We start from the raw sequence: 21,929 nt of genomic DNA on the forward strand, positions 1-21,929 counted from the left end.
TTGATTGTTCAAGGCGCTGTTTAGATTGAGGTTGCAATATTAGCACTAATTTTCATTCGCACCAAATAGAATTGTTGACTTGTTGCATTTTATCTATTAAGCAACCCAAACAGAGTAGCTCTTATTATTGTATGTCCTGACAAAGTTCAATCAAAACACCATTGGTGGACTTCGGATGCAGAAAAGCTACAAGTTTATTGTCTGCACCTTTTTTGGGAGTTTCGTTGAGCACGATAAAGCCCTCGTCTTGCAATCGTTTGATTTCTGCGTGAATGTCTGCGACGTCGAAAGCGATATGATGGATGCCTTCGCCTTTCTTTTCGATGAATTTAGCAATTGGACTTTCCGGATTGGTGGCGACCAAAAGCTCTATTTTATTGGGTCCGTTTTGGAAAAAGGAAGTCAACACACCTTCGCTCTCCACGGCTTCAGATTTGTATGGCGGCGCGCCAAAGAGTTTTTCGAAAATGTTGTTGGATACTTCCAGGTCTTTGACAGCGATGCCGATGTGTTCTATTTTTCTCATTTTGAGTGCCTGAGTGCCTGAGTGTCTGAGTGTCTGAGACACCCCGTATTCAGACTGGTTGATGGGTCAAATATAGGGATTTTTCGTTTTTGTGGTGGAAACAGAAGCCCTAACCTTCCGAAAAAACCTAGCCCGGATAGCAGCGGCATCCTTTCGCGGCGCGCAGCAGAGCGGAAGATATAGCGAATAGCCGGAAACAGCTTCTAAAAAACTTAGTGCCTCAGCACCTTTTTCATTACTTTTGCTCCATGGAAACTAACAGACAGAAAAAAATTGGCGGCGTGATACAGAAAGACCTTGTGGATATTTTGCAAGGAGAAGTCCGTAAGAACCATATTCAGAACCTCGTAATTTCGGTTTCAAAAGTAAGTGTCACCACGGATTTGTCGGTCGCTACGGTATATTTGAGCATCTTCCCGCAGGAAAAAGCAGCAGAAACTTTGGCGGCAATCAAGTCGAACACACCGCTGATCAAACACGATTTGGCCCAGCGCGTAAAATTGCAACTGCGCAAAGTGCCCAACCTGACTTTCTTTATTGATGATTCGTTGGACTATATCGAGAAAATCGACAACGCCTTATCGGCCAAAGAAAACCCTATCGAGAACCGCGATTTGCTCGAACGACGCAGAAAAGCCTAAGTGAATTTCCCGCTTTACATAGCCAAACGATACCTTCGGAGCGCGAGCAAAAACAACGCGATCAACATCATCAATGGCATCGCTTCAGTCGGGATTATTGTCGGGGCGATGGCGCTTTTCGTGGTGCTTTCGGTGTTTAGCGGACTCAAGGATTTCAGCCTTTCGTTTAGCAATGCCTTTGATCCGGATTTGAAAATGAGCAGCGTTTTGGGCAAATCTTTTCAGGTCACGCCCGAACAGGAAGCGCAAATCAAAAAAATCAATGGTATTGCCGCGAGCAGTAAAGTGATCGAGGAACGCGTACTATTTCTATTCGACGGCAAAGAACAAGTAACTTATCTTAAAGGTGTGGATTCGGTTTTTAGCCAAGTGAATCCGGTACAGCAAAGCATTTTTCAAGGGCAATGGTTTGAACCTAACACCAATCAGGTGGTCGTCGGCTACGGCATCAGCCAGAAATTGTCGCTCGGTTTGTTTGATTTCAACCATCCGTTTGAAGTGTTTGTCCCGAAAGCCGGCAAAGGCGCTATTGAAAACCCCGAGAGCGCTTTTAATCAATGCAAACTGGCTCCGGTCGGGATTTATGCCATCAGCGAAGATTTAGACTCGAAGTACGTTTTCGCAGATTTAGGCCTAGCCCAAGCTTTGCTGGAATTCAAACCCAACCAGATTTCGGCCTTTGAGTTCAAATTGAAAGCAGGCGCCGACCAAAGCGCCGTGATGGGTGAACTGCAAAAAATCATGGGACAAAAAATCACGGTGAAAACCCGCGCCCAACTCAACGATAGCCTTTATAAAATGCTTAACACCGAAAACATCGCGGTGTATTTGATTTTTACTTTAGTAATCATTGTAGCGTTGTTCAACTTAATTGGTGCGTTGATTATGATGATTCTCGACAAAAAAAGCAACCTAAAAACCTTGCTCAATATCGGGGCAGAAGTGGCCGATTTGCGGAGAATATTTTTGCTCCAAGGCACGCTGTTATCGGTCATCGGCGGATTGATTGGCCTTGGATTGGGGATTGTCGTGGTATTGTTGCAACAACGTTTTCAGGTTATTATGATCACTCCGACGCTCGCTTATCCGGTGGTGTTTTCGCTTGAAAATGTATTGATTGTGCTAGCAACGATAGTGCTTTTGGGCGTGTTGGCCTCTTGGATTGCTTCGAGCCGCGTGACTAAAAAATTGTTGGAAACTTTCTAGTATTGTACCTTAACTAAAGTGTTAAAGAAAATGGAATCTAAAAACCTATCCGAACTCAACGATCAAGAGCTCTTGCAGGAATATAAAAAAATCAAAACAGCTTCAATCACAACCGCTTTGTTTATTGGCTTTCTGATTGGAATCGTTGTTTATAGTGTTGTGAAACACACTTGGGGATTATTCACTTTGATACCGTTGTTCATCGCTTATAAACTGACCCAGAAACCTCAGCACAATTTGCAAGAAGTGGAGCAACTTTTAAAAGAGAGAAAACTGAAATAGCTCTTAGGAAATTTCCATTCCGCTAAATTTCTCCAGCACAGCTTCAAACGCTTGAAAAATCGGTTCTGGTTCGTCGCTAGTCACCATGCGCGTGCGGTATTCTTTGAAGTTCGGAATGCCTTTGAAATAATTGGTGTAGTGTCTGCGGGTTTCGACAATTCCGGTATGTTTGCCTTTCCATTCCATGGCCCAAATCAAGTGATTTCTGGCGGCTTCCACGCGGTCTTCGATAGTAGGTTTTGGTAAATGTGCTCCTGTTTTTGCGTAGTGTTTGATTTCGTTGAAAATCCACGGATAACCTATTGCCGCGCGGCCAATCATAATGCCGTCGACTCCGTAGCGGTTTTTATATTCGAGTGCTTTTTCGACCGAATCAACATCGCCGTTCCCGAAGATAGGCATCGTAATACGCGGATTGTTTTTCACGCGCGCGATGTGCGACCAATCGGCTTCTCCTTTATATAATTGCGCACGCGTTCTTCCGTGAATCGATAGCGCTTGAACGCCAATATCCTGCAACCTTTCAGCTACCTCGTCGATGTTGATCATGTGCTCGTCCCAGCCCAAACGCGTTTTGACCGTGACCGGTAAATCGGTACTTCGAATCACCGCTTTGGTGAGTTTGACCATCAAATCGACATCTTTCAAAACTGCTGCGCCGGCACCTTTGCAAACTACCTTCTTGACCGGACAACCAAAGTTGATATCAATCAAATCAGGGTTTACCGTAGAAACAATTTTAGAAGACAGTGCCATCGCTTCTTCGTCGCCACCAAAAATTTGAATGCCGACCGGGCGCTCATAATCAAAAATGTCGAGTTTTTGCCTGCTTTTAATTGCATCGCGAATGAGCCCTTCAGAAGAAATGAACTCGCTGAACATCAAATCGGCGCCATGCATTTTACACAACCTGCGAAACGGCGGATCGCTCACATCTTCCATAGGAGCAAGCAATAGCGGGAAATCGGGTAGTTCTATGTTTCCTATTTTGACCATTCGGCAACAGATTTCGAATTCAAGAGGCAAAAGTAAACATTTTTTAGCGTTGGTTTCTCAGGTTTGGAATAACAGCATTGGTTTTAGTATCTTTCGCTAAATTTCATTATGCTTTTCGAGTTTGGCTTTTATTCTTCTTTGCTACTTATTCCGTTTGTCCACGGAGTCTTGTATGCTTTACTGCTGTTCTGGAAAGGTTTCCGCTTGCAAATTCAATCCAATATCTGGCTCGGAGTTTTCCTGATTTTGTGCTCCTTATATATTGCGCCTTGGATGCTCGGTTTTGCCGGTTGGTATGACCATCAGCCGTATCGCGACATTCTGTTCTATGTGCCGTTCCAACAATTGCTGCTGATGGGGCCGTTGCTCTATTTTTATACACAGAGTTTATTGAACCCGGCTTTTCGATTGAACCATCGGTTGCTGCTGCATTTTGTTCCCGGATTGCTTTACCTCATCTATATGGTGTCTTTGTGGGCTTACGATTATTTCATCTATAAAGGCTATTACTTCTATGCCGATCAATCCGATAAAGATTTTGACTCTTGGTACCAATATTTGGGTTTGGCCTCGATGGTGTATTATCTGATTTTGAGTATCCGATTTTATAACGCCTATAAGAATCTGATTTTTCATTACACCAGTTATGCCGAAAGCATTTTGTTTCGCTGGATCAAAAATTATCTGATCGCTTTTTTGTTAATGCTTTTGCTGCCAATGGTGTTTGATTTGATTGGGGTTTTTTATCCTGAAATGAAAACCTATACAGGCAGTTGGTGGTTTTTTCTTTGTTTTTCGCTGATTACATTTTATATCGCTCTTTCCGGTTATTCGAATTCGGTGCAGACCACGATTCCTTTTCAGTTGCCTTCGGTGGGCCAACATGCTATCTTGGTTTTAAGCGAAAGTAACCTCGATGCTCCAGCGGTAATTGAAACCGAAGTAGATTCGGAGAAAAAAAACACCTTCGAAGTCGAGTCTTGGAAAGCGAAAATCGAAAAACTACTGACCGAAGAAAAACTCTACGAAAACCCGGAGCTGACCCTTTCGGATATCGCAAAGCAACTCCAGACCAATGCTTCAGTTGTTTCTAAAGCCATCAATCAAGGTTTCGAGATGAACTTCAATGACCTGATTAATCACTACCGCGTGGAAGCGGTGAAGAAGATGCTGCAACAAGGCGCACAAAAAAAGTCGACCCTTTTAGGTATCGCATACGACTGCGGATTCAACTCCAAAGCCACCTTTAACCGAGCGTTCAAGAAAAATACGGGCGTTTCACCGAAAGAATACTGCAGTGGCTCATAAATAAATTAGGTCTCATATCATAATCTGAAGCGCGTCAGGGTTCAGATTGCTTCACTTTTGCTTCATCAAAACACAAATATTCAAACGATGAAGAAAAGTTTAGCCATAGCATTTTTGGCTTTCAGTATTTTTTCCTGCGGGATTATTGGCTCACTGAATTCCAACACGTCTATTAAACCTCGAGATACTTTTGTCTTGGGTAATAACCAGCATGGTATTTTCCGCACCCATCTCAAAAACGAAGGTGTTACCGTGCTGAAAGTTTACCAGTCATTCCATGGCGTTGCTCTGGATCCGGTTTTAGTAGAACCGCAAGAAAAGATTTATCTCAAAACACCCAAAAACACCGCGTTGCTTATCGAAAATACCGGCGATCAGTATGCTTCAGTTTCGCTAAAGGTCAAGGGCGATTTGAATCTGGGCATGACCTACATTCCTTAAAAACGAGTTTCAATCATTAATCGATAGGTTTTCTGCGCAAGTAGCCTATCATAAAAATCAATCTTTATGAAAAAAATCAAATTAACGCTGCTTTTGTTGCTGACTTCAGCATGTATTCACGCACAAACCCGAGGTTCGGGAAAATTGATCGAACGTTCTTATCCTTATAAAGGCTTTGACAAAGTTGCCATTGAAGATTTGGATGGTCGGGTCGAGATAGAAATCGGCAAGGTTTGGTCGATATCGGTAGTGATAGACGACAACCTTTTCCCGCTCTTGGCTTTCGAGGAAAACCCAACGGAATACCAACTTAAAATAGCTTTCAGAGGAAATCGAGACAACAAAATGTATATCGAAGACACGAATGTGCTTATTAAAATTACCATGCCCGAAGCTTCTGTAATCAAGAACAATTCGAATGCGGTCATCGTTGTGAATAATGCTATAGGAGGTTATTTGCGCTTGGAAAATCTAGACAACGGCGCCATCAAAGCCTCAGGAAAAGTAGACCTGTTGGATGTGTCGTGCTCTGGTAACGGAACTATTTCTGCCGGTGAGCTCATGGTTAAAACAGCCGAAATAAAAGGCAGCGGAAACGGCAACATCTTAGTGAACGTTGACCAAAAGATCATCGCAAAAATATCGGGAAATGGAAGCGTCAAAAACATCGGAAAAGCAAAATACGCTGCTAATTCAAAACGGACTGGAAACGGAAACTTATTGTAGGAAGCTTTAAATACTTTAATCATGAAAAAACTATTTTACCGGTTGTGGGCACCGACTTTACAACAGAATCTCTTTCAAGAAATCTTGTTAACCGTTCCGCGTATTATTTGTGGCTATTTGCTCACCGCAGATTTTGGCGCGGCGAAATTTGGGCTGCCTTGGTCACCGGAGGAAAAAAACCTTGGGTTCTTTGAAGTGGCCTTTTGGTTTCCGAACGATGTGGCCCAATACGGCGGCTTATTCGCTATGTTTCCGGCTTTTCTGGCCTGGATGGGTGCTTTTGCCGAAGCTGTTGGCGGATTGGCGTTGTTGCTGGGCTTTCAGACTAGAGTATTTTCCTTTCTGATTCTCTGTACGATGCTTGTGGCGATTTTTGCCCAACAGTTTAATGCCGGATTGTGGAACATGCTGCCTGCGCTCGGATTCTTATGGGTTGCATTAGTGAATATGGCTATCGGCTCTGGTCGGTTCGGGCTGGATTATTTACTTACGCTAAAATTGAAAAAACAATGAAAACAAATATTATTTTACTAGCATTTATCTCATTACTCATGAGCGCTTGTGTACAAAAAACCCAACTCCAGAAAGTGACCTATACACTTGATGTTTCCAAAGTGAAAAATATAGAAAAGGTCGGAATCAGAGGCGCTGACAGCCCGCTATCTTGGGAATCTGATTTGGAAATGAAACCCTTGGTGAAAGACAGTTTGTATCAAATTGAAGTGCGCTATCTGACCGGTTACAAAGGCACGGAAGTGAAATTTACGGTCAATGGTAATTTCGAGTTGCAAAACCGAGACAACCGGCCAGTTCGTTTTGCAGCAAACTCAAATAGTGAATTCAGCGCTGTTTTCGACCAACCTTAGGGAAGTGCCTGAGCAGCTTAGTGCCTGAGTGCCTGAGTTACTTGCGGATTAGTAATTCGGTTCTTTTGTTTGTCTGGGCTTTGAGGCTGATGAAGTTTGGACTATATTTGCGGGCTAGTTCTTATCGGCGTTAGGGATTGCAGCATTGTTTGAGCTCTTTTTGCATTTGAGGTTAAGAGGAGGACTGCCAGTGACAGTCAGGTAATTTTTAAGAATAAGAGCATTACTTTAACCAGCAAAAAAGCGAGTGCGAAAAGCCCGGCCGAAGGCAACGCCCAAATAAAAAGACACATGAAACACATCAGGAATTTTTGCATCATTGCGCACATTGACCACGGGAAAAGCACACTGGCCGACCGACTGCTCAGTGCTACCCAAACCGTGAGCGCCCGAGAGGAAAAGGCGCAGTTGCTCGACAATATGGACTTGGAACGCGAACGCGGGATTACCATTAAGAGTCACGCGATTCAGATGGAATATCAATATAAAGGTGAAGATTACATCTTGAACCTGATTGATACGCCCGGACACGTAGATTTCTCTTATGAAGTTTCTCGCTCAATTGCCGCGTGTGAAGGTGCGCTTCTGATTGTTGATGCGGCCCAGAGCATTCAAGCACAGACCATTTCTAACTTGTATCTGGCGCTGGAAAACGATCTGGAAATTATCCCGGTGCTCAACAAAGTAGATTTACCTAGTGCGAATCCGGAAGAAGTGAGTGATGATATTGTGGATTTGCTCGGTTGCAAGTTAGAGGAAATCATCCACGCATCGGGGAAAACCGGTTTTGGCGTAGAGAATATTCTGTCTGCTATTATTGAAAGAATTCCGGCACCGAAAGGCGATGCCAACGAGCCGCTTCAGGCATTGATTTTTGACTCTGTCTACAATCCTTTTCGCGGGATTGAGGTAATTTTCCGTGTCGTGAACGGCGAAATCAAAAAAGGCCAGAAGATTAAATTTATGGCTACCGGCAACGAGTATTTTGCAGATGAAGTCGGAACTTTGAAATTGAATCAAGTTCCTAAAAATGTAATTTCTACCGGCGATGTGGGTTATCTGATTTCGGGAATTAAAGAAGCCAAAGAGGTAAAAGTAGGCGATACCATTACCGATGCCAAAACGCCAACCACCAATATGATTACCGGTTTTGAAGATGTGAAGCCGATGGTTTTTGCCGGAATTTATCCGGTAGATACCGAAGATTACGAAGAGTTGCGCAACTCGATGGAGAAACTACAGCTCAACGATGCCTCGCTGGTTTTTCAGGCAGAGAGTTCGGCGGCTTTAGGCTTTGGTTTCCGTTGCGGGTTTTTAGGAATGCTGCACATGGAAATCATTCAGGAACGTTTGGAGCGAGAATTTGATATGACGGTAATTACGACGGTGCCCAACGTATCGTATCTGGCTTATACTAAAAAAGATATCGATGTGCCGATTGTGGTGAACAATCCTTCGGATTTGCCTGAACCTTCAAGGCTCGACCGTGTGGAAGAACCGTTTATAAAGGCGACCATCATCACTAAAGCGGATTATGTGGGAAATGTCATGAGTTTGTGTATTGAAAAGCGTGGCATCATCACCAACCAAACTTATCTGACCACCGAACGTGTGGAGCTCAATTTCGACATGCCACTGGCGGAAATCGTATTTGATTTTTACGACCGGTTGAAAACTGTTTCGAAAGGCTATGCTTCGTTTGATTACCACCCGATTGGTATGCGCGCTTCGAACCTGGTAAAGGTAGACGTGCTGCTGAACGGAAACGGAGTAGATGCTTTATCTGCTTTAATTCATGCTGACAATGCATACAATATCGGCAAGAAAATGACCGAGAAACTCAAGGAACTCATTCCGCGCCAGCAGTTTGATATTCCGATCCAGGCGGCTATCGGTGCGAAGATCATCGCGCGGGAAACCGTGAAAGCACTCAGAAAAGACGTAACCGCTAAGTGTTATGGTGGTGACATCTCGCGTAAGAGAAAACTTTTGGAAAAACAGAAAAAAGGAAAGAAAAGAATGCGTCAGGTGGGGAATGTAGAGATTCCGCAGGAGGCGTTTATGGCGGTGTTGAAGTTGAATGATTAGCGCCTGCCTGAGTGCCTGAGTGCCTGAGTGCCTGAGTGCCTGAGTGCCTGAGTGCGAAATTAAATAAATAGAAAACCGGTTACGAAAATGGCCGGTTTTTTTATGGGAATTTTTCTGGTTCTGACGATATTTAAAATCTTACCGACCAGTTGTAAATGCCTTGCAAATTTTATTGGGATTAATACGTCATCTTAATACCTTTGCGTCTCAGCAACTAAGGCACTAAGGCACTTAGCTGCTCAAAAATGATTGAAGATAAAAACCCGCAACGCACCAGTATTTCGCAATTGGGCGAATTTGGCCTGATTGACCACCTGACCAAACATTTTGAAATTCACCAACCGACAACTTTGAAAGGCATTGGTGATGATGCAGCCGTGTTGGATTTCAAAGATAAAAAGGTAGTCGTGTCGACCGATTTGCTGATTGAAGGTGTTCACTTTGACTTGGCTTATATGCCGCTCAAGCATTTGGGTTATAAGGCGGTAGTGGTGAATGTGTCGGATATTTGCGCAATGAATGCCAAAGCCACGCAAATTACTGTTTCGGTTGCGGTATCCAATCGTTTTCCGCTTGAAGCTTTGGAGGAATTATTTGCCGGAATTACCCTTGCCGCACAAGAATATAAAGTGGATGTGATTGGCGGCGATACGACCTCATCGCAAAAAGGGCTCATCATCAGTATTACCGCTATCGGTGAAGCCGATGCAGAAGAAATTGTTTATCGCAATGGCGCCAAAGCCAATGATTTATTGGTAGCCACCGGCGATTTGGGTGCAGCATATATGGGATTGCAAGTATTGGAACGTGAAAAACAAGTGTTTCAGGTAAACCCCAATTCGCAACCAGATTTGGAAGCCTATACTTATTTGATTGAACGGCAATTGAAACCTGAAGCCAGAAAAGATGTGCGCACTTTATTACATGCGTTGGAAGTGAAACCGACTTCGATGATTGATATCTCGGACGGCTTGTCTTCGGAGATTATTCATTTGTGCAAACAATCTGAAGTAGGCTGTAATTTGTATGAAGATAAAATTCCGCTGGATCCTCAATTCATCAATGTTTGCGAGGAATTCGATATTGACAGCACCACCGTAGCAATCAACGGCGGCGAAGATTATGAATTACTGTTCACCATCGACATCGGCGACTTCGACAAAATAAAAGGCAACCCAAATTTTACTGTGATTGGACATATGACTGAGGCGAGTGAAGGTATTCATTTAGTGACTCGGGCCAACACAAAAATTGCTCTGAAAGCCCGCGGTTGGAACGCCTTAGACAATGAATAGTTAATAATGAATAATTAATAATTGGATTTGAAACTTTTGGGTATAAAAAAAGCGGCGCTCCCTAATTTGCCGCTTTTTCTATAAGTTTGGTCAGTGTTTTTGATCGCTCCCTAATTAGATCATCGAGCACTAACAAATTGATGTTTTATGTTATACGACTACTACCTCAATAACATAGTGCTAAATTACTAAAGTACTCCATTTTAAGTGCTGAGGGTTTCCTCAAAAACGATTACGGTTTCCCACATTTTTAATTACGGTTTGTGATAAAAATCTATAGCAAGCCTTTATTTTTGGCCTCTCGAATCAAATCAATATCGTTGCCGTCTTTTATATCCAGTAAATCTTTGAGGTGGAGTTTTCTCTTCTCTACCGCACTTAAAGAAAGCGGCACGTATTGCGGAATATCTTTGGTTTTAGTGCCTTTAGAAAGGTGAAATAAAATTTGCTTATCGAAGGCATCAATCTCAATATTGTCGTATTGTATTTGGCTCACAAGTTTCACTACGGTTTGACTATAATAATTTTCTTCTTTGAGAATTTTATCGAACGCCAATAGTAGCTCGTCAAAAGTTAAATCATTCTTGATCACTAGCCCATTTGGGTTGATGTTCTTGATAATCGTGTTGATTTTCAGCAGTTCCGTATGCATGGTCAGCAGAATGATCTTGCAATCCGGCATGTCGCGTTTGATGAGCAGCGCCAAATCTTCACCTGAAAAAATTCCCTTTTCCTCATAGACCGGCATACTCAAATCAAAAAAGGCAATATTAAAAGGTTCTGATGCTTCGGTAATGGCTTCATAACCAGTTTTACAATCTTTGGCTTGGGTAATTGAAAATTCGTAAGCGCCTTTGGAGTTGTATCCTCGAATGGCATTTTTATATGCCTCAATAATAAAAGGATGATCGTCTACAATGAGAATGTTTACCGCTGTGGCCATATAGTTGTATTTTTATAATGGTATTTTTACAATTACTGTAGTGCCTTCGTGAACTCGCGACTTAACTTGCGCTGAACCGCCACACGAATGTGCCCTTGAAAATATATTTTGCAAACCTATTCCTTTTTTCTTTTCGTTGAACGAGAAACCGTCGCCATCATCAAAAATTTCCAGTAAAATGTGTTCGTCTCGTTTTAAAAGACTCACCATCACGCTCTTTGCGCCAGAGTGTTTGTTGATGTTCTGAAAGGCTTCTTGCAGGATTCTAAAGATATGTATTTTTTTGTTACTCGAAAGCAGTTCCCAGTCTATGGCTGGATCAATCTCCAGATGTTGTTTGCGGTTGCTTAAGGTTTGCTGGTCTTCAATAAACGACTCAATTATTTCTAGAAAACTAATCGCATTGGAAAACGCTCCTCTGTTCAAATCGTGGGCAATGTTGCGGATTTCTTTCTCGATGTCTTGAATACCATCGATAAATGGAAGGCACTTTTGAAGTTTCTGTGCATCAGGATTCTCAGCGATGTTGTGCAAATTCAAACGCGTGGATGCGAGCCTGTTCAGAACGCTATCGTGCAAATCTTGGGCAATTCGCTTCTTTTCGATTCTGCGACCACGATCAATTTTATTTTGTTTGTCGAGTAGTAAATTGTAGATTTCTTCATTGGCCTTTTGTTGCACTTGTTCGAGCTCTAGCCGTTTTTGCTTGGCCCGTTGCAGGATAATAATTAAAAGCAAAACAAGTACAAGGATTAACCCAGAAGCAGTAGCTGAAATGATGCGATTTTTTTTCTCGGCACTCTGCTTTTCCTTAATGATTTCGTCGGTCTCGTAGGCAATTTTTGCAAACTTATTGCGGGTTTCGCGTTCAAGTTGTTGCATACTATCTGAAATCCGGATATATTCTTGAGAATATTTAAGGGCGTTTTTGGGGTCGACTTTGGAGAGTTGTTTGAGGCTGAATAGCACATCGTTAGGCGAGCAAAATTCTTTAGAAAGTGATAAGGCTCGATTTGCGTACGACTTTGCCTTTTCTTTTTGATTAGTTTGGAAATAATATTCTGACAGGAAAATTTTATTCATGTTTTTACCTTGATCTATATTTAAGGAATCTCGGATTTTTGCTGCTCTTAAATGCAGTTTTTCTACTTTATTGAATCTTTGTAATTGAAATAAAGCTAGCGCGTAGTTATCCAATAAGCCCGTATACGTAACTGAATACCTATGACAGCAAAGTTTTTTATCCAATGCCATTTCATAATATTTGAGTGCTTCATTGGTTTTTCCAACACTAAAATATGAACATCCAATAACTCTAAGCGAGAATGCAATATCTTGTGGCCTAAAAAAAGCTGAATGTTTCTGAATTAATTGTAGTGACTTTTTACCATATTCTATTGCTGACAAAAAATCTTGAAGCTGAATTGAATTCATATATAAGTAAATATATGCGTCATATTCAGATTCAATTAAATTATTGTTTTTTGCAATTTTCAGAGCCTTTATCGCAGAAACCTCACTTCCTAGATAATCATTAGTATAATATTGAAGTAGACATTTGTCTATATGTATTTTACATGTTTCCTTGAAATTTTTTAAGGAGGCATAGATTTTCTCCGCTTTCGAAAAAAAATAAAAGGCACTATCATTGATGCTTCTATTCTCATAATAGTAACCCAAATACCTGTAGGATTGACCTATAAAATACTGGTTGTGATTTCGAGTGCTCCTTTCTAAAATCGTTTCAGCTGTAACTCTTAAATTCTTCCATTCATTTAATGTTCCAAAATTTTTTGCAACTTTAACTAATCTTAAACAATTTAGTGAATCATTTTTTGAGTCTATAAGTTGATTTAGAGCTATAACGTTGCATTTATTTCTAGTGTCTGCATCTAAATCTAAATTTGCGGCTTTATCAATTAAGTCATCGATTTTTTTGTCGGCATAATAATGCCCTGGTGGTGTTTTTTTACAACTAAAAAGAGCGATAAAAAATAAAATAAATAGTATAATTTTCTTCATTTTTACTTTATAAAATTCAACTTATAAAGTTCTTGTGATTTGAGCTATTGAAGTTGTAGATTTCCTGCAATATTTGTTAACTCAAATCAACCCTCTTTTTTGGGCTTCTCTCAAAATATCTTCGTCATTGCCTTTTTGAATTTCGAAAAACTCTTTGATTTGTGCCTTTCTTTTGTCGATAGCGCTCAGCGAAAGCCCTACGTGATCAGGCAAATTTTTGGTTTTAATGCCTTTGGCCAACAATGAAATGATTCGTCTGTCGTAAGTGTCGAGTGCATGGTTGTTGATGCCGACTTCTCGGATACTTTTCTGAGCTGACTGTGAGTAATAAGTTCCGTCTTGAAAAATCGTTTCGAAAGCCTTGAGGAATTCCTCAGACTTAAAATCACTCTTGACCAGAACGGCCTCTGGATTAATTTTCTTTAGTAGGTTATAGAGAATGAAAGCTTCTGTATGAGAGGTCAGCATCATTAGCTTGGTGGAAGGAGAAACTTTTCTAGCTAGCTTAGCTAAATCTTCGCCAGAAAAAATCTTGGCGGGTTCATAAGCAGGAAGCGCAAGGTCTAATAATACTATATCAAAAAAAGCATTCTCTTTTGTAAGCTGATAATAGGCCAGTTCGCAATTGTGTACTTCGGTGATTATCCATTTCGACAAAGGATATGCAGAAGCCAAAATGCTTTTATAACCTTCAATCATCGCCGGATGATCATCTACGATCAGTATATTTAAGGACTCCTTGTTCATTCAGCTTCGATTGTTTTCTTTTCCATCGGCACTGAAACCGTGGTTTGGGTTCCCTTTCCTTTTTTCGACTTGATCTCGAAAGTACCTTCGCATTCCGCCACTCGAGATTGCATATTTTGGAGGCCGATTCCGCGTTTTTTGGTATTTACGTCAAATCCGTCTCCGTCATCTGTTATTGTAAGTAAAATATGATTGTCTTGATTTTTAAACTCTACTGTGATATGTTTTGCATTTGCGTATTTATTGATGTTTTGCAGCGATTCTTGAAGGATGCGATACAAATTAATTTTGACAGTGTTGGCAACTTTGTCCCACTTGATACTTTCGTCGAGCGAGGATGTTAAAATAGGATCAAAAGAACTAGACTGTTCTTCTAATAAATTACTGACAATAGCTACGAAGTTATTAATCAAAACATATTTCTCGCGGTTCAAATCGTGGGAAATTTCGCGAATGTCCTGTTCAATATTCTTAAGTTCGTTTAAATAATTGAATCTGTTGTTGATGGATTCTTCGTCGCTAAACCTATTCAAACTGTCTAAATTCAACCGGGCTCCGAACAAACGGCCCAACACGCCGTCATGTAATTCTTGAGCGATTCGCTTTTTCTCCTTAACCCTATTCTCTTCAATCGTTGCTTGTTGCGAAATCATCAAATTGTAAATCTCCTCGTTTACTTTTTGCTGTTGTTGCTTGAGCAAAAGCTCTCTATTTTTAGCCCTTTGGGTTCTAATCACGAAAAGTAAAATACCTAAAAACAACGTGCCAATAAAGAAATAAAGTAAGGTGCGGTTTTGCTCGGTAAGTTTGTCTTTTTGTTGAATAATCTCATCGGTTTCAAAAGCGATGCGGGCGAACTTGTCTTTGGCTTTGCGCTCTTCTTTTTGTAAACTGTCACTAATTTTTATGTACTCTTTCGAATATTGCGCAGCATCTTTGTGTTCAACCAAGGAGATTTGTTTTAAAGAAATCAGCAAATCATTTGAGTTTTTTGTTCTCTTGGCTATATCTAGTGCTTCTTTTGCATAGTGCTGTGACCGGACAGTGTCCCTTTCGTAAATAAACTCGGAAAGGTGTATTTTTGAATAAATTATTTTTGAATCTAAGTCTAGACTGTCATTAATTCTCAATGATTCCAAAAATAAACTTTCAAGATTTTTCTTTTCTCCATTTTTGAACCTGCAATATGCAAGGTTATCCAACAGTGTTGAATAAACCACCGGCTTGGAATATTTCAGTTTTTTATTGAGTAAAGCATTCTCGAATGACTTTATCGCCTTGGAGTACACCTTTAAATTCTGATAGCAATTTCCAATATTATTAAGCGAAATCTCTCTCAAAAAATATTCGGGATGTAGTTTGTTTTCTTCAGCTAACTGAAGAGCTTTGGTATGGTACTCTATAGATTTTTCATAATTCTCATTGCCAATTGATGCTATTCCTAAGTTAGTGTATGCATCATACTGACACAACAAATTTTTTTCTATACGTGAGTATTTTAAGGCTTTCGTGGCGGAATTCTCTGCTCCTAAATAGTCGTTATAATTTAATTGAATTGACGACTTATTTAAATACAGATTACCGAGGATATTATTGTTGTTATGTTTTGTAAGAATTTTCTCAGCCTTAGAATAGTAAAGATATGCACTATCGTACACACTTCGTTTATATGATCTTTGCCCGAAATAATAATAAGAAAAGCCTACGTATATAGTATCATTGGATGCCAAAGAGTTCTTCAGCAGCATTCGGTTGGAAATCTGTAAATTATTGAACTCGTTAAGCTGATCGTAGACTTCAACGACTTTAAGCAAATTACTTCTGGTGTAATTTGAATTTTCTCGGTTTTTTAAAAATTGAAAGATTTTGTTGCTAAAATACAGTTTTTCCTTTTGCGATTCATTTGGCTGAGAGAGCTGATTTAGATAAAAATCCAATTGGGCATTGTCTGACTCCTGATTATGACCTTTCTTATCTTTGGAACAACTTACCAAAAAAATAAAAAATAAATATATATATATCCTTTCTTTCAAAAGTTGTTTTTTTCAAAAATACTAATTCTTATCAAATAAAAAAGGCTATCGAAGATAGCCTATGTCAAATACAATGTATTTTACTTTTATCTGGTAACCTGTCCAGCTGTTCCTCCACCAATATCAGTTAATCTTGTAACTTGGCCAGCAGTACCACCACCAATATCAGTTAATCTTGTAACCTGTCCAGCAGTACCACCACCAATATCAGTTAATCTTGTAACCTGTCCAGCTGTTCCGCCGCCGATGTCAGTTAATCTAGTAACTTGACCTGCCGTTCCTCCACCAATAGGACTAGTAAAAGAAGTAAGGATCATCATTAAAGAAAATAATCCGAATGTTAAGATTGCTTTTTTCATAATTTGAGACTTTTATAATTGTTGTGTTTAACTTCACTTTCATGCGAACCTATCACAGATTCACGATGTAAAACTACACAGCATGTCTCGTTACGCCTAGTGTTTTCGGGCGTTTATGGTAGAACGTATCTGTTTGATAGTGGATGAACGTCAAATTCTTGTGGATGAAAATGACGATTTGGGCTAAATCTCTAAATAATTGCCTTTTGTAATGCTATTGATGATGGCATCAACATTCTCTTTGTAAGATTTTGAGAAGGGTAATTTGGTAGTGGTGTTTTTAATATAGCAAACAGAATTTCCGGTATGAATTCTAGATACGTAATCTATGTTCACAATGTAACTGTTGTGAATCCGTACAAATGGAGAACGCAAAACGTTTTCGAAATGCTTTAAAGTTTTAAAAGCAGTAATCATCTCGCCGTTGTACAAGTGAATATCTGTAGAATTATTGTCTGCCTGCAAATAACATATATCCTTGGCTTCAATAAAACGATAATCGCCATAAGATTTTACACAGATAATAAGAGGTTTTTCTTTAAAATCAGCGGCTTCAATATCTTCGGAAACTTTAGATTTGACGGTGTCTTCTGAATTTACAATGGCCAAATCTTCCGTTGTTTCTTCATTTTCAGACGGTACGACATCTGAATCGTCAATAGCTTCTGGCAACGAATCCGGGATTGCCTCCTCAGAGCTATTTGAAGCTTCGGTATCAATATTTTTGAAAACTGGCAAACTCACATCAGATGGGTTCTCTGAAAAACTCGTTGTGATGGAACTCGAACTGATTTGATTATTGATTGGAAAAGGGGGTGATTGCCCGCTTATCTTCTCTAATTTCATTAGTGTTTTCCTGAGCGCATTCCCGTCGATTGGCTTAGGTAAATAATCGAAAGCCCCATACTGAATAGCTTCCAGTGCCGAGGCTGGATTATTAGTAGTAATAATGATTTTGGGAATTATATTCAGGAAACGGTACAACTCGCTAATTAACGACAAGGATAAATTGCTTTCTTTATTATCAGGGTTAATTTCGAGAAAAACCAACGCGGGATGGTGTTCAAGAATCAAATCCAAACCTTGATGGTATGAATTAGCCGAAGCCAAAAATTGCAAATTCTGAAACTTTGCCGTTACTGACAAAGTCTTCAAAATGCTTTCCGCGCTGTCATCAATAATGATATAGGAATGTTTCATCAATGGCTTTACTAATTAAATAGCAAAAGCATTGGCGGGTTTAATATTGGGTAGCTTGGGGGCAGCTGTTGATATAAAAATATCGAGGCTAAATTACATTTTTTGCGCAACCAAAATCACGAATGTTAATAGAATTCATCAGATTGTTAACATTATTTTATTAACGGCAAAAAAATTCGTTGAACTGCAACCAGATTGAGTTTTTTACGTTAATCGGATTAAAAAAAATTGGATTTATATATTTATTTACACTATTTTAGACCGCTAATTTTAATGCTTAATGGAAGACCAAATTTTCGACACCCTTTCTGCTTTAAAAAACAATTTCCCTGACGAGCAAAGCTGCATTAATCATTTGGAAGCATTGCGTTGGAATCTTCACGTGGTTAGTCCGTTTGATGCCAGTTCAAAGGTTTACAAATGCCCAAACAATACTTATAAATGCAAAAAAACAGGCAAGTACTTTAATGTAAAAACCGGAACGATTTTCCACAATTCGAAAATTGATTTGCAAAAATGGTTCATCGCGATATGGCTGCTGGTAGATAAAAAAAGTAAGATGACTTCTGTTGCGCTTGGGCTTGAACTCAACATTACCCAAAAAACTGCGTGGTACATCATCAAACGCATTAAAACCTATGACAAAAACATCAGTATTTTTACAAACCTGCCCACGAAAACAAAAGAGACAAAGCCAACCGTTGTACCTGCTGAGGAAAAAGAAAAATCAATAGTAGACTGGCTCAATTTATATGCAATAAAAAAATGAATTCACAATTGACTGCTATTGAATTTGGCTCTAAAAACCTGCTTTTAAACATCGCAGACGCAAAGATTCCCGTTTTTAGGCTGGATAATCAACAATTCGTTTTTCCTCTAAGTGGTGTTCACAAAATACTCGGTTATGAAGGAAAATCTGACTACTGGTTGTTGAATATTCTGCAAACCATTTCAAAATTCTCGAAAATTCCGCCAGCAATCATTCAAGCGTATGAAAGCCCAACTATTGCTGCCTTGAAATCGCCACAAGAACCTATCGAATCTATCAAAGTAATCGAAATGGGCGCGTTTATTGAAACCTGCAAAATCTTTGTACTTGCTAAAGAAAATGGCTGGTTAGGGGTTGGCGTTATTAAAGTTTCAAAAGTTGCACAGCACATTCTTAACTGGGCCGAAAACCAACATCTTGAAGAGCTTGCTGCTGAATCGTGTGGATTCAACACCTTCAAAGAGGCAATGAAATCTGAGTTCATACAGTACTTAATAAATCAAACCAGCGAAAAGTCGTTCTTGTGGATTAAGACGTTTCCAGACAATTTTTTTACTACTCTTTTCAAGATACATACGGCTGATTGGAAAGACTTGAAAACCCAACCCGAAATTTGCGGAAGATGGATAGTCGACATCGTCTTTAGTAGACTTTCCTACGCTTTAATCTCGGAGTTAAGAAACAATCTTCCTAAAAGAAGTTATCGCAGAAAACAAAATCTACCTCAAGAAAACAGCCATCCAGAGCTGAAAAAAATAATAACCGATATAACAATTCTGATGGAAACAGCAGCCTTAAATTGGTTCATTTTTCTACAGCTACTGAATCGCGCCTATCCTATTCAAGATGAGCAATTGGCCAACCTCAAATTTGAAGCCCTTAAAACGTCTGAAATATTTTCCACTTTTAGCAATAATCTTAGAAAATTCACATAAAAAAGCCTAGTTTAAATGACTAGGCTTATGGTTTTATAAAATAAAATTTGGCTATCAAAGGGCTCTCATCAACCAATTCTTCATAGATACTTCATTCTCTATAATGGACCTCAATGTAGAGATTTTAACTCGGTCTTGCTGCATGGTATCTCTATGACGTATCGTGACCGTTTGATCTTCAAGCGTTTGATGATCGACTGTGATGCAAAATGGTGTTCCCAGCGCATCCTGTCTTCTGTAACGTCTTCCTACGGCGTCTTTTTCGTCGTAAGAAACATTAAAATCCCATTTCAAATCGTCAATAATTTGACGGGCAACTTCTGGTAAACCATCTTTCTTTACCAAGGGTAGAACCGCTGCTTTAGTTGGTGCTAAAACTGAGGGCAAAGTCAAAACTGTCCTTGTCGATCCGTCTTCAAGGGTTTCCTCTTTAAGGGAATTGGAAAATACTGCCAAGAACATTCTATCCAAACCAACCGATGTTTCTACAACATACGGTGTATAGTTGCTATTGGTTTCCGGATCGAAATACTGCATTTTCTTGCCGGAATATTGCTCATGAGCCTTCAAATCGAAATCGGTTCTGGAATGGATTCCTTCAAGCTCCTTAAATCCAAAAGGAAAATTGAATTCAATATCAGCCGCAGCGTTTGCGTAGTGGGCAAGCTTTTCATGGTCGTGGAAACGGTAATTCTCGCGTCCCAAGCCTAAAGACAAATGCCAATTCAGACGGGTATTTTTCCAGTAATCGTACCATTTCATTTCTTCGCCCGGTTTGACGAAAAACTGCATTTCCATTTGTTCGAACTCGCGCATTCTGAAGATAAACTGCCTGGCGACGATTTCGTTTCTAAACGCTTTACCAGTTTGCGCGATACCAAAGGGAACTTTCATTCTCCCGGATTTTTGCACATTCAAGAAATTAACGAAAATTCCTTGAGCCGTTTCTGGACGGAGATACAAATCCATAGCATTTTCTGCAGAAGCACCCAACTTTGTACCGAACATCAGGTTGAATTGCTTCACTTCTGTCCAGTTTCTAGACCCGGTTTCCGGATCGGCAATTTCAAGCTCCTCAATCAACGCTTTTACGTCGGCAAGGTTGTCTTCTTCGAGTGATTTGGCCATTCTTTCGAGAATTTCCTTCTTCTTAGCCAAATACTCGACAACTCGCGCATTGGTGCTAACGAATTCTTCTCGATTAAAAGCTTCACCGTAACGAGTACTTGCCTTTTCGATTTCTTTTTCAGCCTTTTGATTGAGTTTCTCCGCGTAGTCTTCAATTAACACATCTGCACGATATCTTTTTTTTGAATCTTTGTTGTCTATAAGCGGATCATTGAACGCGTCCACGTGTCCGGAAGCTTTCCAAGTCGTTGGATGCATCAGAATAGCGGCATCGAGGCCTACAATATTCTCGTGCATTTGCACCATCGATTTCCACCAATATTCGCGAATATTTTTCTTAAGTTCTACACCGTTTTGAGCATAGTCATACACTGCACTGAGCCCATCATACACTTCGCTGGAAGGGAAAATAAACCCATACTCCTTTGCGTGCGAAACCACATTTTTGAATAAATCGTCTTGTTTTGCCATAGTGCTGCAAAAATATAAAAGTGAAATTAAAAATGAACACAATTGCGTTTTGAATCAGGCATTTTTCTATTTTTATAAAATAAACGCCAAGTAAAATGTTTCAAAGTATTATCCGCCTTTTCTTTCCAGAGGTATGTGCCGGCTGTCATTCGCTACTATTGTCTGGCGAGAAAGTCATTTGCACCGCTTGTCTTCACGAACTTCCTCTGACACTCCATCATTTATATCCTGAAAACGAAGCTTTCAAGAAATTTTATGGAAAAATTCCTATCGGTTTTGTTGTAACCTATGCTTATTTCCAAAAAACTGGAATCGTCCAAAAAATGATTCACAGCCTGAAATATGAAGGCAATGAGGCTGTAGGAACACTTTTCGGGCATTGGATTTCCAAGGATTTGAAGACCATCACGGAAATTGACACTATTAATCAAATTGTTCCTGTTCCATTGCATTCGAGGAAACTCAGATTGCGTGGATACAATCAAGTAGCGAAGTTTGGAATGGCACTTTCTGAAAACCTTCAAATTCCATACAATGATAGCATTCTCAAACGAAAAATATATTCGAAAACCCAAACCAAAAAAGATTTGTTACATCGAACAGAGATAAATAAGCAAAATATTTTTGAGGCGGAATATAGTTTATCGCATCATAATCAACATTTTCTTTTGATTGATGATGTGCTTACCACTGGATCTACTCTAGAGGCTTGTTGCCGAGCATTGCTGCATATTCCAGGTTCTAAAGTTAGTATTGCTTGTATGGCGATGACACATTGAAAAATATTTTAGTGTAATTAAATACTATTTATCTTTTAAATAGCTATAATTCCTAGCCTTTAGAATAAAATTGAATAGCTAAATTTTGAATAGAAATAACAATGAAGAAATTTGATATTGTCAGCGATTTTTTTTCTTACCAAAAATATTAATTGTTATTTTGTGGCT

The 21,929-nt window shown here is 39.8% G+C and carries 22 protein-coding genes; 13 read left to right on the forward strand and 9 right to left on the reverse strand.

Features of this window, described 5'->3' with window-relative positions; all coding sequences use genetic code 11:
- Positions 1 to 124: 124 nt before the first annotated feature.
- The gene (mce, locus tag G4D82_RS01995; protein ID WP_166333897.1) at positions 125 to 526 is read right to left on the reverse strand and encodes a methylmalonyl-CoA epimerase; all 402 of its coding nucleotides are present in this window, start codon (positions 524 to 526) and stop codon (positions 125 to 127) included.
- 248 nt (positions 527 to 774) lie between these two features.
- Between mce and rbfA the strand changes: the two genes are divergently transcribed.
- The 3 genes from rbfA to G4D82_RS02010 are packed head-to-tail and all read left to right on the forward strand — an operon-like array spanning position 775 to position 2,655.
- Positions 775 to 1,167 carry a 30S ribosome-binding factor RbfA gene (gene rbfA, locus G4D82_RS02000; RefSeq protein WP_166333899.1) on the forward strand — a complete coding sequence of 131 codons (393 nt, stop codon included), beginning with the start codon at positions 775 to 777 and terminating at the stop codon, positions 1,165 to 1,167.
- Positions 1,168 to 2,373, forward strand: coding sequence for an ABC transporter permease (locus tag G4D82_RS02005; protein WP_166333901.1), 1,206 nt, complete (start codon positions 1,168 to 1,170; stop codon positions 2,371 to 2,373).
- A 30-nt stretch (positions 2,374 to 2,403) separates the two neighbouring features.
- Positions 2,404 to 2,655, forward strand: coding sequence for an FUSC family protein (locus G4D82_RS02010; protein ID WP_166333904.1), 252 nt, complete (start codon positions 2,404 to 2,406; stop codon positions 2,653 to 2,655).
- A gap of 3 nt (positions 2,656 to 2,658) precedes the next feature.
- Here G4D82_RS02010 and dusB read toward each other — a convergent pair whose 3' ends face one another.
- A complete protein-coding gene (gene dusB / locus G4D82_RS02015; protein ID WP_166333906.1) occupies positions 2,659 to 3,651 on the reverse strand; it encodes a tRNA dihydrouridine synthase DusB in 993 nt (330 codons plus the stop codon).
- Between the two features lie 108 nt (positions 3,652 to 3,759).
- Between dusB and G4D82_RS02020 the strand changes: the two genes are divergently transcribed.
- The 7 genes from G4D82_RS02020 to thiL all read left to right on the forward strand — a co-directional run bounded on the left by G4D82_RS02020 (position 3,760) and on the right by thiL (position 10,375).
- The gene (locus G4D82_RS02020; RefSeq protein WP_166333908.1) at positions 3,760 to 4,959 is read left to right on the forward strand and encodes a helix-turn-helix domain-containing protein; all 1,200 of its coding nucleotides are present in this window, start codon (positions 3,760 to 3,762) and stop codon (positions 4,957 to 4,959) included.
- Positions 4,960 to 5,046: 87 nt separating this feature from the next.
- Positions 5,047 to 5,400: a hypothetical protein gene (locus G4D82_RS02025; RefSeq protein ID WP_166333910.1), complete on the forward strand. Its 354-nt coding sequence runs from the start codon at positions 5,047 to 5,049 to the stop codon at positions 5,398 to 5,400.
- Positions 5,401 to 5,466: 66 nt separating this feature from the next.
- Entirely contained in the window at positions 5,467 to 6,126 is a 660-nt protein-coding gene (locus G4D82_RS02030; protein WP_166333912.1) for a GIN domain-containing protein, read from the forward strand.
- A 21-nt stretch (positions 6,127 to 6,147) separates the two neighbouring features.
- Positions 6,148 to 6,639 (forward strand): DoxX family protein, encoded by a 492-nt coding sequence (locus tag G4D82_RS02035; RefSeq protein ID WP_166333914.1) that lies wholly within the window; start codon positions 6,148 to 6,150, stop codon positions 6,637 to 6,639.
- Positions 6,636 to 6,992 (forward strand): hypothetical protein, encoded by a 357-nt coding sequence (locus tag G4D82_RS02040; protein ID WP_166333916.1) that lies wholly within the window; start codon positions 6,636 to 6,638, stop codon positions 6,990 to 6,992. The genes G4D82_RS02035 and G4D82_RS02040 overlap by 4 nt, the downstream gene beginning before the upstream one ends.
- A gap of 291 nt (positions 6,993 to 7,283) precedes the next feature.
- Positions 7,284 to 9,080 carry a translation elongation factor 4 gene (lepA, locus tag G4D82_RS02045; RefSeq protein WP_166333918.1) on the forward strand — a complete coding sequence of 599 codons (1,797 nt, stop codon included), beginning with the start codon at positions 7,284 to 7,286 and terminating at the stop codon, positions 9,078 to 9,080.
- Positions 9,081 to 9,325: 245 nt separating this feature from the next.
- Positions 9,326 to 10,375 carry a thiamine-phosphate kinase gene (gene thiL, locus G4D82_RS02050; protein WP_166333920.1) on the forward strand — a complete coding sequence of 350 codons (1,050 nt, stop codon included), beginning with the start codon at positions 9,326 to 9,328 and terminating at the stop codon, positions 10,373 to 10,375.
- 274 nt (positions 10,376 to 10,649) lie between these two features.
- On the opposite strand, the gene G4D82_RS02055 is transcribed toward thiL, so the two are convergent.
- The 6 genes from G4D82_RS02055 to G4D82_RS02080 form a co-directional block, all read right to left on the reverse strand.
- A complete protein-coding gene (locus G4D82_RS02055) occupies positions 10,650 to 11,318 on the reverse strand; it encodes a response regulator (RefSeq protein ID WP_166333922.1) in 669 nt (222 codons plus the stop codon).
- 12 nt (positions 11,319 to 11,330) lie between these two features.
- Positions 11,331 to 13,340: a tetratricopeptide repeat-containing sensor histidine kinase gene (locus tag G4D82_RS02060; protein WP_166333924.1), complete on the reverse strand. Its 2,010-nt coding sequence runs from the start codon at positions 13,338 to 13,340 to the stop codon at positions 11,331 to 11,333.
- 81 nt (positions 13,341 to 13,421) lie between these two features.
- Positions 13,422 to 14,087, reverse strand: a complete 666-nt coding sequence (locus G4D82_RS02065) for a response regulator (protein ID WP_166333926.1) — start codon at positions 14,085 to 14,087, stop codon at positions 13,422 to 13,424.
- Complete coding sequence (locus G4D82_RS02070) at positions 14,084 to 15,037, reverse strand: sensor histidine kinase (RefSeq protein ID WP_166333928.1); 954 nt, start codon at positions 15,035 to 15,037, stop codon at positions 14,084 to 14,086. The genes G4D82_RS02065 and G4D82_RS02070 overlap by 4 nt, the downstream gene beginning before the upstream one ends.
- A 1,169-nt stretch (positions 15,038 to 16,206) precedes the next feature.
- Positions 16,207 to 16,479, reverse strand: coding sequence for a 3-oxoacyl-ACP reductase (locus G4D82_RS02075; protein WP_166333930.1), 273 nt, complete (start codon positions 16,477 to 16,479; stop codon positions 16,207 to 16,209).
- A 183-nt stretch (positions 16,480 to 16,662) separates the two neighbouring features.
- Complete coding sequence (locus G4D82_RS02080; RefSeq protein ID WP_235924284.1) at positions 16,663 to 17,679, reverse strand: LytR/AlgR family response regulator transcription factor; 1,017 nt, start codon at positions 17,677 to 17,679, stop codon at positions 16,663 to 16,665.
- A 280-nt stretch (positions 17,680 to 17,959) separates the two neighbouring features.
- Here G4D82_RS02080 and G4D82_RS02090 point away from each other — a divergent pair, with 280 nt between their 5' ends.
- Positions 17,960 to 18,448, forward strand: a complete 489-nt coding sequence (locus tag G4D82_RS02090) for a transposase (protein ID WP_166333932.1) — start codon at positions 17,960 to 17,962, stop codon at positions 18,446 to 18,448.
- The gene (locus tag G4D82_RS02095; RefSeq protein WP_166333935.1) at positions 18,445 to 19,383 is read left to right on the forward strand and encodes a P63C domain-containing protein; all 939 of its coding nucleotides are present in this window, start codon (positions 18,445 to 18,447) and stop codon (positions 19,381 to 19,383) included. Before G4D82_RS02090 ends, G4D82_RS02095 begins: the two co-directional genes overlap by 4 nt.
- Positions 19,384 to 19,437: 54 nt before the next feature.
- Here the strand turns inward: G4D82_RS02095 and G4D82_RS02100 are convergent, their stop codons facing one another.
- Positions 19,438 to 20,982 carry a glycine--tRNA ligase gene (locus G4D82_RS02100; protein ID WP_166333937.1) on the reverse strand — a complete coding sequence of 515 codons (1,545 nt, stop codon included), beginning with the start codon at positions 20,980 to 20,982 and terminating at the stop codon, positions 19,438 to 19,440.
- A 95-nt stretch (positions 20,983 to 21,077) separates the two neighbouring features.
- Here G4D82_RS02100 and G4D82_RS02105 point away from each other — a divergent pair, with 95 nt between their 5' ends.
- The gene (locus G4D82_RS02105) at positions 21,078 to 21,761 is read left to right on the forward strand and encodes a ComF family protein (protein ID WP_166333939.1); all 684 of its coding nucleotides are present in this window, start codon (positions 21,078 to 21,080) and stop codon (positions 21,759 to 21,761) included.
- Positions 21,762 to 21,929 lie beyond the last annotated feature (168 nt).

This window comes from Flavobacterium lotistagni (genome assembly GCF_011392125.1).
GTDB lineage: Bacteria > Bacteroidota > Bacteroidia > Flavobacteriales > Flavobacteriaceae > Flavobacterium > Flavobacterium lotistagni.

What these genes read in the sequence shown, in the direction of transcription:
- mce (WP_166333897.1), bottom strand. Translation starts at nt 526, where the DNA reads ATGAGAAAAATAGAACACATCGGCATCGCTGTCAAAGACCTGGAAGTA.
- rbfA (WP_166333899.1), top strand. Translation starts at nt 775, where the DNA reads ATGGAAACTAACAGACAGAAAAAAATTGGCGGCGTGATACAGAAAGAC.
- G4D82_RS02010 (WP_166333904.1), top strand. Translation starts at nt 2,404, where the DNA reads ATGGAATCTAAAAACCTATCCGAACTCAACGATCAAGAGCTCTTGCAG.
- dusB (WP_166333906.1), bottom strand. Translation starts at nt 3,651, where the DNA reads ATGGTCAAAATAGGAAACATAGAACTACCCGATTTCCCGCTATTGCTT.
- G4D82_RS02020 (WP_166333908.1), top strand. Translation starts at nt 3,760, where the DNA reads ATGCTTTTCGAGTTTGGCTTTTATTCTTCTTTGCTACTTATTCCGTTT.
- G4D82_RS02025 (WP_166333910.1), top strand. Translation starts at nt 5,047, where the DNA reads ATGAAGAAAAGTTTAGCCATAGCATTTTTGGCTTTCAGTATTTTTTCC.
- G4D82_RS02030 (WP_166333912.1), top strand. Translation starts at nt 5,467, where the DNA reads ATGAAAAAAATCAAATTAACGCTGCTTTTGTTGCTGACTTCAGCATGT.
- G4D82_RS02035 (WP_166333914.1), top strand. Translation starts at nt 6,148, where the DNA reads ATGAAAAAACTATTTTACCGGTTGTGGGCACCGACTTTACAACAGAAT.
- G4D82_RS02040 (WP_166333916.1), top strand. Translation starts at nt 6,636, where the DNA reads ATGAAAACAAATATTATTTTACTAGCATTTATCTCATTACTCATGAGC.
- lepA (WP_166333918.1), top strand. Translation starts at nt 7,284, where the DNA reads ATGAAACACATCAGGAATTTTTGCATCATTGCGCACATTGACCACGGG.
- thiL (WP_166333920.1), top strand. Translation starts at nt 9,326, where the DNA reads ATGATTGAAGATAAAAACCCGCAACGCACCAGTATTTCGCAATTGGGC.
- G4D82_RS02055 (WP_166333922.1), bottom strand. Translation starts at nt 11,318, where the DNA reads ATGGCCACAGCGGTAAACATTCTCATTGTAGACGATCATCCTTTTATT.
- G4D82_RS02060 (WP_166333924.1), bottom strand. Translation starts at nt 13,340, where the DNA reads ATGAAGAAAATTATACTATTTATTTTATTTTTTATCGCTCTTTTTAGT.
- G4D82_RS02065 (WP_166333926.1), bottom strand. Translation starts at nt 14,087, where the DNA reads ATGAACAAGGAGTCCTTAAATATACTGATCGTAGATGATCATCCGGCG.
- G4D82_RS02075 (WP_166333930.1), bottom strand. Translation starts at nt 16,479, where the DNA reads ATGAAAAAAGCAATCTTAACATTCGGATTATTTTCTTTAATGATGATC.
- G4D82_RS02080 (WP_235924284.1), bottom strand. Translation starts at nt 17,679, where the DNA reads ATGAAACATTCCTATATCATTATTGATGACAGCGCGGAAAGCATTTTG.
- G4D82_RS02090 (WP_166333932.1), top strand. Translation starts at nt 17,960, where the DNA reads ATGGAAGACCAAATTTTCGACACCCTTTCTGCTTTAAAAAACAATTTC.
- G4D82_RS02095 (WP_166333935.1), top strand. Translation starts at nt 18,445, where the DNA reads ATGAATTCACAATTGACTGCTATTGAATTTGGCTCTAAAAACCTGCTT.
- G4D82_RS02100 (WP_166333937.1), bottom strand. Translation starts at nt 20,982, where the DNA reads ATGGCAAAACAAGACGATTTATTCAAAAATGTGGTTTCGCACGCAAAG.
- G4D82_RS02105 (WP_166333939.1), top strand. Translation starts at nt 21,078, where the DNA reads ATGTTTCAAAGTATTATCCGCCTTTTCTTTCCAGAGGTATGTGCCGGC.